The following is a 15708-nucleotide window of genomic DNA, read 5'->3' as shown; positions in this document are numbered from 1 at the left end:
AACCCGAGCCCGGGCCCGAGCCCGTGCCTGACGTGGTGCCGCGCGAACGGGGCCGGGCATCGCCGGACGCATCACCAGCCGTATCACCGGACGCATCACCGGACGCATCACCGGACGCATCACCGGACGACGAGCGGACCGGGGCCCGACAGTGAGGCGCGACCCCGACCCGCCGGGCGGGCACTATCCGAGCGCCTGCGTCAGATCCGCGATCAGGTCGTCGACGGACTCGATGCCGACGGAGAGCCGGACGAGGTCGGCCGGCACCTCCAGCGCGGACCCCGCCGCCGAGGCGTGCGTCATGCGGCCCGGATGCTCCACGAGCGACTCGACACCACCCAGCGACTCACCGAGGGTGAACAGCTTCGCCCGGTTGCAGACGTGGACCGCCGCCTCCTCGCCGCCCACGACCCGGAAGGACACCATGCCGCCGAAGGCCTTCATCTGCTTGGCGGCGATCTCGTGGCCCGGGTGCTCGGGCAGCCCCGGGTAGAGGACCTGGGTGACCTTGGGGTGCCGGGTCAGCAGATCGGCGATCTTGGTCGCGTTCTCGCTGTGCCGGTCCATGCGGACCGCGAGGGTCTTGATGCCGCGCAGCACCAGCCAGGCGTCGAACGGTCCGGCGACCGCGCCCATCGCGTTCTGGTGGTACGCCAACTCCTCGGCCAGTTCCGGGTCGTTGACGATCAGCGCACCGCCGACGACATCCGAGTGGCCGCCCATGTACTTGGTGGTGGAGTGCACCACCACATCGGCCCCCAGGGCGAGGGGCTGCTGGAGGTAGGGACTGGCGAAGGTGTTGTCGACGACCAGCCGCACACCCGCCGCGCGGGCCACTGAGGCGATCGCGGCGATGTCGGTGATGCCGAGCAGCGGGTTGGAGGGGGTCTCCACCCAGATCGCCTTGGTACGCGGGGTGATCGCCGCCCGTACCGACGCCACGTCCGAGGTGTCGGCGACGGAGAAGTCCACGCCCCACCGCGAGACGACCTTCGCGAACAGCCGGAACGTGCCGCCGTAGGCGTCGTTCGGGATGACCACGTGGTCGCCGGGGCTGAGCAGCGTACGGAGCAGGCAGTCCTCGGCGGCGAGTCCGGAGGCGAAGGCGAGCCCGCGACGGCCGCCCTCCAGAGCCGCGAGGTTGTCCTCCAGTGCGGTACGGGTCGGGTTGGCGCTGCGGCTGTACTCGTAGCCGCCACGCAGTCCGCCCACACCGTCCTGCTTGTACGTGGACACCTGGTAAATGGGGGGAACAACGGCGCCGGTGAGGGGATCGGCGGTATTTCCCGCGTGGATCGCGAGAGTCTCGAAACTCTGCTGGTCACTCATGGGGCCCGAGCGTAGTTCGTCCCGAGGGCGCCTACCGGGCCACCGGGCCGTCCGGTGACAATGGGGACATGGAGATTCTCTGGTTCCTGCTCGCGCTGTGCATGCTCGCCGCGGTCGTCGGTCCCTTCGTGCTGCGCCGCCGCGGCGGTATCCGACAGGTCCTGCCCGGTTCGCCGGACGCCGCCGACCCGGACACGTACGGCTTCGCCCGCCAGGAGGAACTGGACATCCGGCTGCCGGGGCCCGACCAGGATCTTCTCGATGTGCTCGACGTCGTGCAGCGCTCCCAGGACTGGCGGGCGGCCTCGCAGTTGCTGGCCGGTACGCCCAAGGAGGGCGAGGTGCGCTGGCAGCGGGTGCAGGCGTTCGCCGGTGCCGCCTCGCTGGAGCTGGCGCAGCAGCCCGGTGTGGGTGGTGCGTGGCTGCGCGCGTGGCGGGCCGAGGCGCCGAAGGACGCGGGCGGTGCGGCGGTGCACGCCGAGTTCCTGGTGCAGCAGGCGTGGCGCTCCTCGACCGCGGGGACGGACGACTTCCGGATCATCCTGGAGGAGGCCCGTACGGTCTGCGGCCAGGCGGCACTGCTGGCGCCCGGCGACCCGGTCCCGTACATCGTCGAACTGGCCGTCTCCCGCGGACTCGGCTACTCCCACGAGGAGTTCGACCGGCTCTGGGCGAAGGTGATCGACCGGGCCCCCGCCCACATGGGCGCGCACATCGCCGCGCTGCACTACTGGTGCGAGAAGTGGCACGGCTCCCGCGAGGCGGCCGACCGCTTCGCCACCACGGCCGCCGCCCGCGCCCCGCAGGGCTCCCTGCTGGCCGCGCTGCCGCTCTTCGCGGTGTACGAGCATCTGCCCGAGGTCAATCTCGTGCAGGGCTTCTACCGCAGCGCGGTGGTGACGAAGGCGGTCGAGGGCGCCCTGTTCGCGGTGCACGCGGCCCGTGCGGACGACCCGATGCTCGCCCACGTCCGGCATCTGCTGGTCCTCTTCCTCGTCCGGATGGAACGCTGGTCGGAGGCGATGAACCAGTTCGTCCACATCGACGGCCACGTGGGCGCCCTGCCGTGGACCCAGAGCCCCGACCCGGCCGCCGAGTACACGGTCTACCGGGCGCTGGCGGTCGCCGGCTACGAGGCGAACGGCGGCAGCCCGGCGACACTGCCGCGGTAGCCGCGTACGGAATCCATGACGCCCCCCGTGCGTTGTAGCGGGGGCAGACCGACCCCGGAGGAGCCCCCGCATGTTCCTGCACCGCCGTACCCCGCAGCTCCCCACCCCGGAGGAGGCCCTGAAGGGCCGCCCCACCCCCGAGTTCACCGTCCCGTCCCGCCACACGGTCCTCGGCAACCCTCTGCTGGGCCCGTACCCGGAGGGCCTGGAGGTCGCCGACTTCGCACTGGGCTGTTTCTGGGGCGCCGAGCGTAAATTCTGGCAGACGGACGGCGTCTGGACGACGCTCGTCGGCTACCAGGGCGGCTACACGCAGAACCCCGCGTACGAAGAAGTCTGCTCGGGCCTGACCGGCCACACGGAAGCGGTCCGCGTCGTCTTCGACCCGAAGACCGTCTCGTACGCCGAGCTGCTGAAGCTGTTCTGGGAGTCCCACGACCCGACCCAGGGCTTCCGCCAGGGCAACGACGTGGGCACGCAGTACCGCTCGGCGATCTACACCCACTCCCCCGAGCAGGCAGCAGCCGTGGCAGCCTCCCGCGAGGCCTACCAGAAGGTCCTCACGGGCTCCGGCTACGGCGAGATCACCACGGAGATCCTCCCGGCGGAGGGCCGCACGTTCTGGCCTGCCGAGACATATCACCAGCAGTATCTTGACCGCAACATCAACGGGTACTGCGGGATCGGTGGCACGGGTGTTTCCTGCCCGATCGGTGTCGCTCCGGCCGACGACAAGTGAGTCCTGACCTCGCCCCCGAGCTGCTGGCGAGACTGTGGCGCGAACGTTGGCGGTCGGGTCCGCCCGTCGCCCACACGTTTCGCGACCACCACGGCCGGTATGGCCTGGGACCGAGCCGGCCTCGCGGCCGCGCCACAACACCGAGAGGCCCGCCGAAGCCCTGGGGGTGGCCCGGCCGTGATGCCCTGTTCTCAGCGGCTCTGGGCTTGCGGGGCGGTCGGTGACGACGACGACGGCTGCTGCAGAGGTAGCGGCGAGGCACTGCAGGTCGTGGGTCTGGCGTGTGCGGTGGGTGGGGTGCTCAGGTGTTCGTCGGATGTGAGGGGGCTCGCGGTGCGCGGCGGCGGCGGGGGGTGGCCCGGTTGGGTGGGGGCTGGGGCGGTGGCTGGCCTGGGCCGGGGAGGGGTTGGAAGGGGAGGGTGCCGCGATAGCCGACTGCGAGCGCGAGCTGGTGTCCGGCCAGGCGGCGGGCGTCGTCGAGCGACAGGGAACCGGGGTCGGTGAGGAGCCGGTTGGTCAGGCCGTCGAGGAGGGCCATGGCGATGGTGGCCACGTCGCGGGGGGCGCAGTCGTGGAAGTCGCCGCAGTCCAGGCCGTCTTCGATGGCGGCGACGAGCGGGGCCAGGACGCGGCGGCGCAGTTCGGCGAGGGCGGCGGTGAGTTCGCCCGACCCGGTGGAGCGGATCTCCAGCTCGCTCCACAGGCGGCATTCGAGGACGTCGTCGTGGGTGAGCGGAAGTCCGAAGTCGATGAGGTCGGCGAGGCGTTCGGCCGGCGCTTCGCGGTCGGAGCTCTGTGTCCGGCCTTCCAGTCGGGCTTCGGCGCGGGTGAGCGAGTAGGCGAGCGCGTCGGTCAGCAGCCGGTCGCGGCCGGTGAAGTGGTAGTGCACCAAGGCGGTGGAGACTTTGGCGTGGGCCGCGATGTCGGCGATGCGGACGCCGTCGAACCCGTCCCGGGCGATGAGTTCCACCGCGGCCTGCAGGATGCCGTCGCGGCCACCGGTGACCCCGCCGGGGGCGGCGCTTTTGGCGGTCGGTGCGGTGGTGCCGGTTGCCTTGTTCACGGATTCGATCCTTGCACACCTCTTGCCGCGGCCGACTCCCTGACTTTAAAGTCAGCCCACCTGATGCTGACTTTAAAGTCAGCGATTTGTGCAAGGAGAGCACCATGAGTCGCTACGGCACGATGTTCGGCCCGGACATCACGTTCCACGGAGTCGAGACCTGCACCCTCGACGAGCCGGACACCTACCGGGGTGCCGACGTCGTGATCGTCGGCGCCCCCTTCGACGGAGGCGTGAGCCACCGCCCGGGCACCCGATTCGGCCCGCAGGCGATCCGGTCAACCGACTACCTCGCCCCCGACGCCTCGCGACCGTCGCTGCCGTTGCGCGTGGACGCACTCGCGGATCTTCGCGTCCTGGACGCCGGCGACGTGGAGATGTTCGCGGGCGACATCGAGAGCAGTATCCAGGCGATCGAGAAGGCCGTGCACGCCATCGCCTCCTCCGGTGCGATCCCGCTCGTACTCGGCGGCGACCACACCATCGCGCTGCCGGACATCACCGGCGTCGCCCGCCACCACGGCTTCGGCCGGGTGTCGGTCATCCACTTCGACGCGCACGCGGACACCGCGCACATCGAGTTCGGCCACCTGCACGGGCACGGTCAACCGATGCGCCGCCTGCTGGAGTCCGGAGCCGTGCGCGGCGACCGCTTCCTCCAGATGGGCCTGCGTGGCTACTGGCCCGATGCCGAGACACTGGACTGGATGGCCGACCAGGACATGCGCTCGTACGAGATGAGCGAGATCGTCACACGCGGCCTCGACGTGTGCGTCGAGGAGGCCATGGGCATCGCGCTCGACGAGTGCGACGGCGTGTTCCTGTCCATCGACGTCGACGTGGTCGACCCGGGCATGGCACCGGGCACCGGCACCCCCGAGCCCGGCGGCCTGACGTCCCGACAGCTCCTGGACACCGTCCGGCGTCTGGCGTTCGAACTCCCGGTCGTCGGCATCGACGTAGTCGAGGTGTCGCCGCCGTACGACCACGCGGACATCACCGCCATGCTCGCCAACCGGATCGTGCTCGAAGCCCTGTCCGGGATCGCGGCCCGCCGCCGCGGCGACACCTGGCAGCCGGCCCGCCCGCTGCTCGAAGGACGCGGCACCGCAGCGAAGTGAGCAAGACCCAGTGTTGACTTCCTCCCCCTCGTGAACGAGGGGGATTCCTACGGCTCGCGCCGTGGGGGTTTCTGCTTCGTCGCCGACTGCCCGCCCGGAGAACTCCGTTGAGGTCTTACACCAGCTCCACAGACTGTTACCGCCAGCCCGGCGGCCAGAAGGTTCTTCGCTGCGTTCACGTCCCGGTCGTGGGTCGTTCCGCAGTCGCACGTCCAGGTACGGACGTTCAGCGGCATCTTCTCGGCGAGGGTGCCGCAGGCGGAGCACAGCTTGGACGAGGGGAACCATCGGTCGACGGCGATCACCTCGCGCCCGTACCAGGCGGCCTTGTACTCCAGCATGGAGCGGAACTCGCTCCAGCTCGCGTCCGAGATGGCTCGGGCGAGCGTGTGGTTCTTGACCATGTTGCGCACGGTCAGGTCCTCGATCACGAGCGTTTGGTTTTCACGCACGAGACGAGTGGTCAGCTTGTGGAGCAGGTCACGGCGACGGTCGGCGATCCTCGCGTGGATCTCGGCGACCTTGCGCCGGGCCCTGGCCCGGTTGGCGCCGTCGCCCCTGGCCTTGCGGGACAGTTTCCGCTGAGCTTTGGCGAGTCGGGCGCGGTCTTGGCGTTCGTGCCGGGGGTTGGCGATCTTCTCCCCGGTGGAGAGGGTCAGCAGGTGGTCCAGGCCGGCATCGATTCCGAGCGCGCTGTCGGTGGCGGGGAGGGGCTGGATGGACGGGTCGTCACACAGCAACGAGACGAACCAGCGTCCCGCCGCGTCCTGGGAAACGGTCACCGTGGACGGCCTCGCCCCCTGGGGGAGCGGCCGGGACCACACGATGTCCAGCGGTTCGGTCATCTTCGCCAGGGTCAGCGCCCCGTCACGGAAGCGGAACCCGCTGGTAGTGTACTCCGCCGACTTCCGCGACTTCTTCCGCGACTTGAAGCGCGGGTACTTCGCCCGCTTGCCGAAGAAATTGGTGAACGCGGTCTGCAGGTGCCGCAGCGTCTGCTGGAGCGGCACCGACGAGACCTGGTTGAGGAACGCCAGCTCCTCGGTCTTCTTCCACGCCGTCAGCATCGCCGACGTTGCGTTGTAGTTGACCCGCTCCTGCCGCACCCATGCCTCCGTGCGGGCGGCGAGCGCCAGGTTGTAGACCTTCCGCACGCAACCGAACGTGCGCGACAGCTCGGCTGCCTGCGCATCGGTCGGACAGAAGCGGTACTTGAACGCCCGCTTCACACAGCTCGTGGTCACGCTCACAAACTAGCGGTGCTGCGAGTTAAGATCAAATCTGCGGGTCACAGCACGGCTGTTCGCCCCGGGGGCGAAACTCCGCTCCTTGCCCTGCTCCGCAGGAGTCCGTTTCCTCTCCGCCCTGAAGGGCGGAGTATCCACGGAGGAATCCGATGAACGCGGCGGCCGGAGACGTCGTGCGGCCTCACCCGGCCGCCCCCGGCCCTCGAACCCCGGGCCGCCATGGCTGTACCGCAGACGCGCTCCCTCCTTACCGCCCGCCCGTCTCCCGAGCCTGGAAGGACCGTCCGTGACCACGCCCGAATCCGCCAGAACCACCGACACTGCGCAGCACCCGCCCGCCGCCCACGTAGAGACATACGGCATCGAGCACATCCCCGAAAGCGAGCGCTACGGCAAGCCCCGGGACATGCTCTTCGTCTGGGCCGGCGCCAACGTGAACTTCCTGTCGGTCGTCCTCGGCGGCTCCCTCGTACTGCTGGGCCTCGACCTGTGGCAGAGCCTCGCCGTCATCGTGGCGGGCAACCTCTTCTGGGCGTTCAACGGCATCCTCGCCATTTCCGGCCCGGTGTCCGGAACCCCGTGCAGCGTGCTGACGCGCGCGACCTACGGCATCCGCGGCAACCGGGTCGGTTCGCTGGCCACGAACTGGTCGGTGTGCGTCGCGTATGCGGCGGTCAATCTCGGCTTGGGGGCGCTGGCCGGGTTCGCGCTGCTCGACTACCTCGGCATTACGGTCACGACAGCGGTCGAGGCAGCCGTGGTCGCCGTACTCGCCGGCACGACCTTGCTCGTCAGCGTCTACGGCCACGCCCTCATCCTGCGCCTCAGCCCGCTGTTCACCGCCACACTGACGGCCACGCTGGTGCTTCTGGCCGGCTTCGTCGTCGCCCACGCCGAACCCGGCCATGTCCCCGAAGGGGCACCACACGGCGCCGACCTCGGAGCCGCACTGCTGATCGGTTTCGCGATCATCGCGTCCGTCCCGCTGTCGTGGGGAAGCGGCGCCGACTACGCCCGCTACCTGCCCGCCGACGCGTCCCCACGAGCCGTGGCATGGTGGACGACGCTAGGCGGCTTCGTACCGACCGTCCTGCTCAGCATCGTGGGCGTACTCGCCGGCACTGCCGTCGACATGACCGACCCACAGACCTCACTCAAAGACATTGTGCCCGGCTGGTTCTACCCACTGCTCCTGCTGGCCATCGTCCTCGGCTCCGTCGCCAACAACATCCTCACCACGTACAGTTCCGGCCTCGCACTGCAGGCCGTGGGCGTCCGCATCAGCCAGTGGGCCGCAGTCCTGCTCGACGGCCTCGCCGCCACCGCCATCACCGTCTATGCGCTGTTCATCACCGACTTCCTCGACGCACTCAACGAAATCCTCGAACTCACCGTCGCCGTCCTCGGCCCCGGCCTCGCGATCAGCGTCGCCGACGTCATCCTGCGCCGCAACCACTACCGCGGCCCCGCGCTGCACAACGAGACCCCCACCAGCGCCTACTGGTACCACGGCGGCATCAACGTGGCCGGGCTTGCCGCCCAGCTCCTCGGCACCGGCGCCGCGCTGCTGTGCCTCAACTCGCTGTACGTCGGACCTGTCGCGTCGGCGCTGAACGGAGCGGACGTGTCCGCGCTGCTCGGCCCACTCGTCGGCGGCCTGACGTACACGGTCCTCTTCCACTCCCTCTACTCCCGCCAACTCGACCGGGTCCGCCAAGACCGAGCTGTCGAGTCCGCCCGGTCGACGGCCGCCATCGCTTGAGCGTGATGCCGCAGATCGCGGCAGTACCGTCACGTCGTCTCAAGGAAGGAGTGGAGCTGGTGTCGGGGTAGCGGAAGACGAACCCGGCGGAGCCGTCGAACGACCTGCGTGGCGATGTGCCGTGCGTGCTGTTTCACACCTGCGTACGCGAGGGAGAAAATTCCCGGCCCGGCCGGAGACGGCTGCGCAGCTCTGCGCTGGACACGGCTCGCCCGCGCTCCGGAAGAAGCTGTCGTCGGGGCGGGGCCATCGCGATCCCGCCTACTGGATCAACCGGGACGGATACGTAGCGGAGCAGTTGTGGCTCGATACCCAGGAGGGTCGGAGCGAGCCGTTTGCCGATTCCTGGGTTGAGAGAGGGCTTCTCGAAGACCTGATGAAGGAGAGCGAGACCACCAGAGCCGCTATGACCAAGCTGGCCATGGATGTCTCCCTCGCGGGGCCCACGGAAGTGGCGGATGCTGCGGCATCGGCGATGGATGCCGCACATGCGATGTTGGTCCATCTCAGACTTGGCTGGTGGGGCGGTCTGGGAACGGGTGCGGCCACCGTTGATCATCGTGAGTTGTGTGGACTTACGAAGAGACGGTGGCCGCAGGTCACGGCATAGATCCCGGTCGTTGGCGGGAGGCGTTCGAGGTGGCCATGGGCCGTATCGCGGGCCGATTCGCCCGGGTCGAACCCCGTTTGAGGGCCAGCCGGTTGGTGCTGGGGCTGTTGTCTGACCTGCCGCGCAAGAACTGCTGGACGATCGCGGAGTGGGCCGGGGAGAATACTCCGCACAGTATGCAGCACCTGCCGTGCCGCGCGTCCCGGGACGCTGATGCCGTGCGTGATGACGTGCGCGAGTACGTCGTCGAACATCTCCATGACGAGGCGGCGGTGCTGGTCGTGGACGAGACCGGCGACGTGAAGAAGGGCATCCGCACCGTCGGGGTCCAGCGCCAGTACACCGGCACCGCCGGACGGATCGAGAACTCCCAGGTCGCCGTCTATCTCGTCCATGCGGGCGCCCGCGGGCACGCGGCGGTGGACCGGGAGCTGTACGTCCCACGGTCCTGGACTGCCGACTCTGGGCGATGCGGGGCGGCCGGGCTGGGCGAGGAAACCGTCTTCGCGACCAAGCCGGAACTGGCTCGCGTCCTGATCGAACGGGGACTTTCAACCAGTGAGATCCGCCTTCAGGCCGGTACCGCGCTTGTGGAGGAGTCCATGTGCCGCCACTGCAAACACTCGATCACACGGATCGGCGATTCCGCATGGCCCCGGAGGGTGGTCCGGGGCCGTAGCGGGCTCGGGGGACGGGCTCGGGGAGTGGGTTCAGGGGACGGGCTCAGTGGACGGGCTCAGGGGGCGATTTCCTTCGACACCCGTTCGCCGGAGGCGATGGCGCCGTCGAGGTAGCCGAAGTTGTCCAGGGAGGTGTGCTCACCGGCGAAGTGCACGTTGCCCTCGGGGGCGGGCTGGGCGCCCCAGAGGGTGGTGTACTGGCCGACGCGGGGGCAGGTGTAGGCGCCCTTGGACCAGGGGTTGAGGAACCAGGCGTCGCGGTACGCCTTGCCGTTGTACGCGGCCGTGACACCGGGGAAGATCGGTTCCATCTTGGACAGGAAGGTGCTGACCTGCGCCGCCGGGGCGGTGTCGAAGGCCGCGCCCGTCCAGCCGCCGGTCACCTGGGAGCCGCCGGGGAACTGGCACAGGATGCCCTGGGGCAGCGCCTGACCTGCGGTGTCGTCCCAGACGGTCTGCACGGAGTCGGGGTTGGTGTACGCGGCACCTCCGTACTTCTGCGCGACCCACGGCCGGGTGGTGAACTGCACGTGGAGCTTGGCGTTGGCGCCCAGGTCCAGTTTCTGGATCGCCTGTGTCTTCAGCCCCGAGAAACCGGCGCCGCTCAGGTCGCAGTCGCGCAGTGTCATGAAGGGCAGCGCGAGGACGGCCTTGTCCGCGGTGACGTCGGTGGTGGCCAAGCCGTCACTGAAGGTGCAGGTGACCGTCCCGTCGGGGTTGGACCTGACCGCCACCAGCTTCTTCCCGTACTGCACCGTGCCGGACGGCAGTTGGTTGATCATCCCGGTGACGATCTGGTCGTTGCCGCCGACCACCGAATACTTCTCGTCGCCGCCGGGGAGCGGGGCGATGGAGCCCGGGACGTTCCAGCCCAGCAGGTAGATCAGGTTCAGCGCGGGCTGCCGGCTGGCGTCGAGGCCGTACTCGGAGATCACATTGGACTGCATGAGCTTGGCGAACCGGCTGCCGAGGCCGCCGGGGACGTTGGCGGCCAGCCACTCGTCGACCGTCATCTGGTCCAACTGGCGGCCGCGCGCGGTGTAGTTGCCGTAGGTCTGCGGATAGGGCGCGGCGGCCAGTTCGGCGGCGAACTTCGGCTGCATCACCTTCCAGTCGGCGTTGGCCTCCTTGGTGCTGTAGAGGGCGCCGTCGATCCAGTACTTGTCCCCGTACGGCGACTGGTTGCCGCCGTTGACGGTCATCATCGGCAGACCGAGCGCGCTGACCAGGGCACGGGCGGCGGTGTGGTCGGTGTTGATGAAGGCGCCGCCGTGCTCGACGACATGGCCGGCGTCGAAGAAGTTGCGCAGGCTCCAGCACCGGCCGCCGGCCCGGGTGTTGCCCTCGTAGACCGTGGCGGCGATGCCCTTCCTGCGGTACAGGTCGTGTGCGGTCCGCAGGCCGGCCAGGCCGGCGCCGACGATGACCACCCTGGGTGCGGTGGCGGCGTTGGCCGCCGGGGCCTGGAGAAGCGAGTTGACGCCGAGTCCGCCGGCCGCGGCGACCACGACGCCGCCCGCAGCGCCGCGCAGGAACTGCCGACGGCTCGCGCCCTCGGCCACGGCGGCTGCCCGCCGGCCCTGGATCTCCTCCACCGGCACACCGGTGCGTGCCGCTTCTTCGTGCGCCGAGAACATGGCGCGCAGTTGGGTGCTGAGACGGGTACGGCCCTGGAATCCGGCCATGCCGAAGTCCTTCCTCTGAAAGGGAGCGGTGCCTGGGGAAAGGAGGTAGTGGCGCCCAACGGTTGTGGTGCGCGAGCCCGTTGTGGGATCTCCGTGCCCGGGTGCGGGATGCCCGGAGTGGGAGGTGCCCCCGGAGTGGGAGGTGCCCCCGGAGTGGGAGGTGCCCCCGGGGCGGGAGGTACCCCGGGGCGGGAGGTACCCCGGGGCGCAGGCGGCTTCAGGAGCGGGGACCTCCGTTGGTGAGGCTCCAGGACGCGCCGGCCGCTCCCCCTGCCGACGCGTTCAGGCACCGGCATGCTCAGACGCGGGGAGTTTCCTCCGCCCCGTCGTCGGCCGCGGACCCGTCGGCGGGTGCCGGAGCGTCGCGGTCCTGGACGCGGCGGCGGTACTCCCACAGCAGGACCGATGCGGCCATCACGCCGAGTGCGATGGCGAGTTCCTTGTAGCCGCCGTAGCCGGTGATCGCGAAGCCGGTGGCGCCGACGACCAGGATGACGCCCAGCAGTGCCGTGAGGACCCAGGCCAGCGGCACGAAGAAGTTCGGGAGCCGGATCGGACGCGCCAGGTCGGGCCGGTCCCGGCGGAGCAGGGCGAAGCCGGAGATCGCCAGGATGTGGGTGAGGATGTAGCCCAGGTTACCGGTGACGATGATCGCCAGCGGGGTCTTGAGCACCACCAGCACGACCACGTTGAGCAGCAGTGCGACGGTGAGCGCGCGGGCCGGTACGCCGCGCCGGTTGAGCACGCCGACCTGACGGACCGTGACGCCCTGGCGTCCCATGCTGTACAGCACGCGTGAGCCGTCGGCCAGCCCGGTGATCATGATGAGCAGCAGCGAGGCGATGAGGAAGACGATCATCAGGTCGGCGGCCCCGCCGACCAGGTCGTGGAAGGCCCCGACGTAGAACGCGGTCGGGTCGTCGCCGATGGTCTTCTCCCCGACGTAACCAGAGAGCGCCAGCGGCAGCAGGATGAAGATGCCGAGACAGAACAGCACGCCCGCGCGCAGCGCCCGGGAGGTGTCCCGCACGGTCTCCTTGTACTCGGGGGCGAAGGTCGCGCACACCTCCACGCCGAATGAGGTCCAGGCCATGATGTACAGCCACACCAGGGCCTCGCGGAGTCCGCTCATGCCGTGCAGGTTCCAGTGCAGCCCGGCCGTGCTCCAGTCACCGGAGAGGAACGGTCCCACGATGAAGACGGCGAGCGGGATCAGCAGCACCCCGCCGGTCACGTAGACCACCCACATCGCCGCGTGCAGGCCGTACATCGCCGCCCCGTACAGCAGCGCCATGACGACGAGACCGACCACGATCGGCATGCTCAGCTCCGCCACGCCGAGGTCGAGTGTCCAGTTCTGGCCGGGGAACCACTGCGCCTGCACCAGGGAGCCGATGATTCCCGCGTACACCGACAGCGCGGTGGTCCAGGGAAGCCAGTAGCCGATGCCGGCCAGGGCGCCGACGGCAGGGATCCGGCTGCGCCAGCCCTCGGTGGCGTAGTGCGCGATACCGCCCGACGACTCGGGGAACATCGCGGCCATCTCGGTGTAGATCCAGTTGGTGGCGGTGGCCAGCACCATCGACACCGTCCACAGGGCGATCGCGCCCCATGCGCCGAGCCCTCCGATGGAGGCCCCCAGCGATGCGATCAGCGCCGCCGGCATGGTCAGCGACATCGCGAACCCGTCGTACCAGCGCATCTTCTTGGCAAGGGCAGGTTGCTCGGACATGGGTGTCCCCTTCAGACGGAGAGCGGGGGGGCTTCAGGCGGAGAACGAGAGAGCTTCAGACAGCGCGCGAGGAGCTTCAAAGAGAGCATCGGGCCGCAAGCAGAGGCAGAGCGCGTGGAGCTTCGAGCGAAGAGCGACAACCTATGAGCCACGCACCGTAGAGCTGACGATTTCGCAATGTCAATGGATTGAACCTGCTCATTCAGCAGTGGATCAGCCTTGAGATTGTTGATTCAGACCCATTGACACCCTTCGATTGCCCAACCGATGGTGAGGTGCGTCACTTCCCTCGCGCCCTCCCGGCGCCAGACCAGAAGGGCACCCATGTCTGCCGTGCACCCGTTCTTCATCAACGGCGGCTACGCCGAAAGCACCGGTACCGAGACCTACGACGTCATCAGCCCGGCCACCGGCGCGCACATCGGCACCGTCCCGCTCCCCACCGCCACGGACCTCGACGCCGCCGTGAAGGCCGCCAACGAGGCGCAGGCAGCCTGGGCGAAGGTCAACGTCTGGAAGCGGGCGGAGATCTGCCACCGCGTCGGCGACGCGCTGTCCGCCCGGGTGGAGGAGCTGGCCCGCCTGCAGACGCTGGAGCAGGGCAAGCCGCTCGCCGAGTCGGTCGCCGACATCGAGGAGGCGGCGCAGCTGTTCCATCTGCACGCCGAGGACGCGGTGCGCCTGCACGGCGAGACGATGCCGTCCACCGACAACACCAAGCGGATGTGGACCTTCTACCGGCCGGTCGGCACCTGGGGCATCATCACCCCCTGGAACTTCCCGCTGCTGATGCTCGCCGAGTTCGTCGCCCCCGGCCTGGCGACCGGAAACGCGCACGTCGTCAAGCCGCCGTCGAACACCCCGCTGACCGTGCTGAAGGCCATGGAAGCGATGGCCGAGGCGGGGGTTCCCGCGGGCCTGGTCAACGTCCTGCCCGGCGAGGGCGCGGCCGGGGACATGCTGGTGCGCCATCCCGGCATCGACGCCATCGGTTTCATCGGCTCCTCGGCGACCGGCGCGAAGATCGCGGCCGCCGCCGGTCTCAAGCGCTCCATCATGGAGTGCTCGGGCAACGGCCCGCTGGTGGTGCTCGCCGACGCCGACCTGGACGCGGCGGCCCGTGCCGCGGTGTACGGCGCGTACCTGTGTTCCGGGCAGGTTTGCTGTGCCACGGAGCGGGTGGTCGTCCACGCCGACGCGCACGACGACTTCGTGGCGGCCGTACTCCGTGCCGCCGAGGATGTCGTGCTCGGTGACCCGTTCGACGCGGCGACGAACCTGGGCCCGCTCAACAACGAGGGTGTCGCGGCCAAGATGGACCGGCACATGGCGGACGCGCGGGAGCGCGGCGCGCGGATCCTGCTCGGCGGGCAGCGCCGCGCCGGGCAGCCGACCGACCTCTACTACGAGTTCACCGTGGTGGACGGCGTGCCCGAGGACAGCCTCCTCTCCCGCGAGGAGTCTTTCGGCCCGGTCGTCCCGATCATCACCGGCGGCTCCGACGACGAGCTGCTGCGGATCGCCAACGACGACAAACTCGGCCTCCAGGGCGCGGTGTTCACCCGCAGCATGGCCGCCGCGTACCGGTTCGTCGAGGAGATGGCCGTCGGTCAGGTCGTGGTCAACGACAGCACGTGCTTCTGGGACATCAACATGCCGTTCGGCGGGGCGGGCAGCCGCGGCACCGGCTGGGGCCGCATCGGCGGCAAGCACACCCTGCTCGACATGTCCGACCTGCGTACGGGTGTCATGAGCGTCTGAACGAGCCCGTGACCGGCGCGCCCGCAGGGGCTCCGTACCCTGGACCGACCGGACCCGGTGGCCGCTCCCGGATCAAGGGCGCGGCCGCCGGTCCGGGTCAGTCCCCTGGACGCGACCTCCGGAGCAGCCGTATGTCCCCCGCGAGCCCGCTCGACGACATCGACCGGCGCATCATCGCCATCCTGCAGACCGACGGACGCCGCGCCTACAGTCTGATCGCCTCGGACGTGGGCATCCCGGCCTCCTCCGTCCGCTACCGGGTGCAGCGGCTGCAGGATGCGGGCATCCTGCAGATCGTCGGCATCGCCAACCCGCTGACCATCGGTTTCGACCGCATGGCGATGATCGGCATCCGGGTGCGGCCCGGCATGGCCCAGTTGGTCTGCCGGGCGCTGCGGGAGCTCCCCGAGACCGCGTACGTGATCATGACGGCGGGCCGGTTCGACGTCATGGCCGAGGTGATCTGCCGGGACACCGACCACTTCACCGACCTGATGACGCGGCGCCTCCACCTGATCGACGGCATCGTCACCACGGACTCCTTCTTCGTGCTGGAGGTGCACAAACTCGCGTACGGGTGGGGCGTCGGCGAGGTGGAGACCTCCGTCCTGGACGCCCCAGGACCCCCCGACGAGGCGGGCATCGACCAACGGGCCGACCGCTGACCGCGGTTCCTCGGCGGACGACGGAACGACCGGGCGGCGGCGTCCGGCACATGCCGACCCGGCGTCCGGCGCCGCCGAGACCTCACCGAAGCAACGTCTTCGGCGGACGGTGCGGCTGTCGACGCGGTGTGCATGGGGCGCC

At 69.6% G+C, this 15708-nt stretch carries 11 protein-coding genes and 1 pseudogene; 7 read left to right on the top strand and 5 right to left on the bottom strand.

Going from position 1 to position 15708, the window contains the following annotated elements; translation table 11 throughout:
• Positions 1–183: 183 nt before the first annotated feature.
• The gene (locus OH735_RS23805; protein WP_406383555.1) at positions 184–1329 is read right to left on the bottom strand and encodes a cystathionine gamma-synthase; all 1146 of its coding nucleotides are present in this window, start codon (positions 1327–1329) and stop codon (positions 184–186) included.
• Positions 1330–1397: 68 nt separating this feature from the next.
• Between OH735_RS23805 and OH735_RS23800 the strand changes: the two genes are divergently transcribed.
• Both OH735_RS23800 and msrA read left to right on the top strand, forming a co-directional pair.
• The gene (locus OH735_RS23800) at positions 1398–2501 is read left to right on the top strand and encodes a hypothetical protein (RefSeq protein WP_406383554.1); all 1104 of its coding nucleotides are present in this window, start codon (positions 1398–1400) and stop codon (positions 2499–2501) included.
• A 70-nt stretch (positions 2502–2571) separates the two neighbouring features.
• Positions 2572–3240 (top strand): peptide-methionine (S)-S-oxide reductase MsrA, encoded by a 669-nt coding sequence (gene msrA, locus OH735_RS23795; RefSeq protein ID WP_406383553.1) that lies wholly within the window; start codon positions 2572–2574, stop codon positions 3238–3240.
• 301 nt (positions 3241–3541) lie between these two features.
• On the opposite strand, the gene OH735_RS23790 is transcribed toward msrA, so the two are convergent.
• On the bottom strand, positions 3542–4303 hold the full coding sequence (locus OH735_RS23790; protein ID WP_406383552.1) for a TetR/AcrR family transcriptional regulator: 762 nt from the start codon (positions 4301–4303) through the stop codon (positions 3542–3544).
• Positions 4304–4407: 104 nt separating this feature from the next.
• Here OH735_RS23790 and speB point away from each other — a divergent pair, with 104 nt between their 5' ends.
• Positions 4408–5424 (top strand): agmatinase, encoded by a 1017-nt coding sequence (gene speB / locus OH735_RS23785; RefSeq protein ID WP_266356449.1) that lies wholly within the window; start codon positions 4408–4410, stop codon positions 5422–5424.
• Between the two features lie 47 nt (positions 5425–5471).
• Here speB and OH735_RS23780 read toward each other — a convergent pair whose 3' ends face one another.
• On the bottom strand, positions 5472–6674 hold the full coding sequence (locus tag OH735_RS23780) for an RNA-guided endonuclease InsQ/TnpB family protein (RefSeq protein WP_406383551.1): 1203 nt from the start codon (positions 6672–6674) through the stop codon (positions 5472–5474).
• 283 nt (positions 6675–6957) lie between these two features.
• Here OH735_RS23780 and OH735_RS23775 point away from each other — a divergent pair, with 283 nt between their 5' ends.
• Together OH735_RS23775 and OH735_RS23770 are read left to right on the top strand one after the other, a co-directional pair.
• Complete coding sequence (locus OH735_RS23775) at positions 6958–8433, top strand: purine-cytosine permease family protein (RefSeq protein ID WP_406383550.1); 1476 nt, start codon at positions 6958–6960, stop codon at positions 8431–8433.
• 645 nt (positions 8434–9078) lie between these two features.
• A pseudogene (locus OH735_RS23770) lies at positions 9079–9594 on the top strand (IS701 family transposase); the annotation flags it as partial.
• Between the two features lie 185 nt (positions 9595–9779).
• Here the strand turns inward: OH735_RS23770 and OH735_RS23765 are convergent.
• Positions 9780–11408 (bottom strand): flavin monoamine oxidase family protein, encoded by a 1629-nt coding sequence (locus OH735_RS23765; RefSeq protein WP_406383549.1) that lies wholly within the window; start codon positions 11406–11408, stop codon positions 9780–9782.
• A 298-nt stretch (positions 11409–11706) separates the two neighbouring features.
• Positions 11707–13140: an APC family permease gene (locus OH735_RS23760; protein ID WP_406383547.1), complete on the bottom strand. Its 1434-nt coding sequence runs from the start codon at positions 13138–13140 to the stop codon at positions 11707–11709.
• 324 nt (positions 13141–13464) lie between these two features.
• Between OH735_RS23760 and OH735_RS23755 the strand changes: the two genes are divergently transcribed.
• Both OH735_RS23755 and OH735_RS23750 read left to right on the top strand, forming a co-directional pair.
• A complete protein-coding gene (locus OH735_RS23755; protein ID WP_406383546.1) occupies positions 13465–14901 on the top strand; it encodes an aldehyde dehydrogenase family protein in 1437 nt (478 codons plus the stop codon).
• Positions 14902–15032: 131 nt separating this feature from the next.
• Positions 15033–15566 carry an Lrp/AsnC family transcriptional regulator gene (locus OH735_RS23750; RefSeq protein WP_406383545.1) on the top strand — a complete coding sequence of 178 codons (534 nt, stop codon included), beginning with the start codon at positions 15033–15035 and terminating at the stop codon, positions 15564–15566.
• Positions 15567–15708: the final 142 nt, after the last annotated feature.

Source organism: Streptomyces sp. NBC_01618 (genome assembly GCF_045209435.1).
GTDB lineage: Bacteria > Actinomycetota > Actinomycetes > Streptomycetales > Streptomycetaceae > Streptomyces.
Note: the sequence above shows the minus strand (reverse complement) of the source record. Positions and strands in the feature narration are given on the sequence as shown.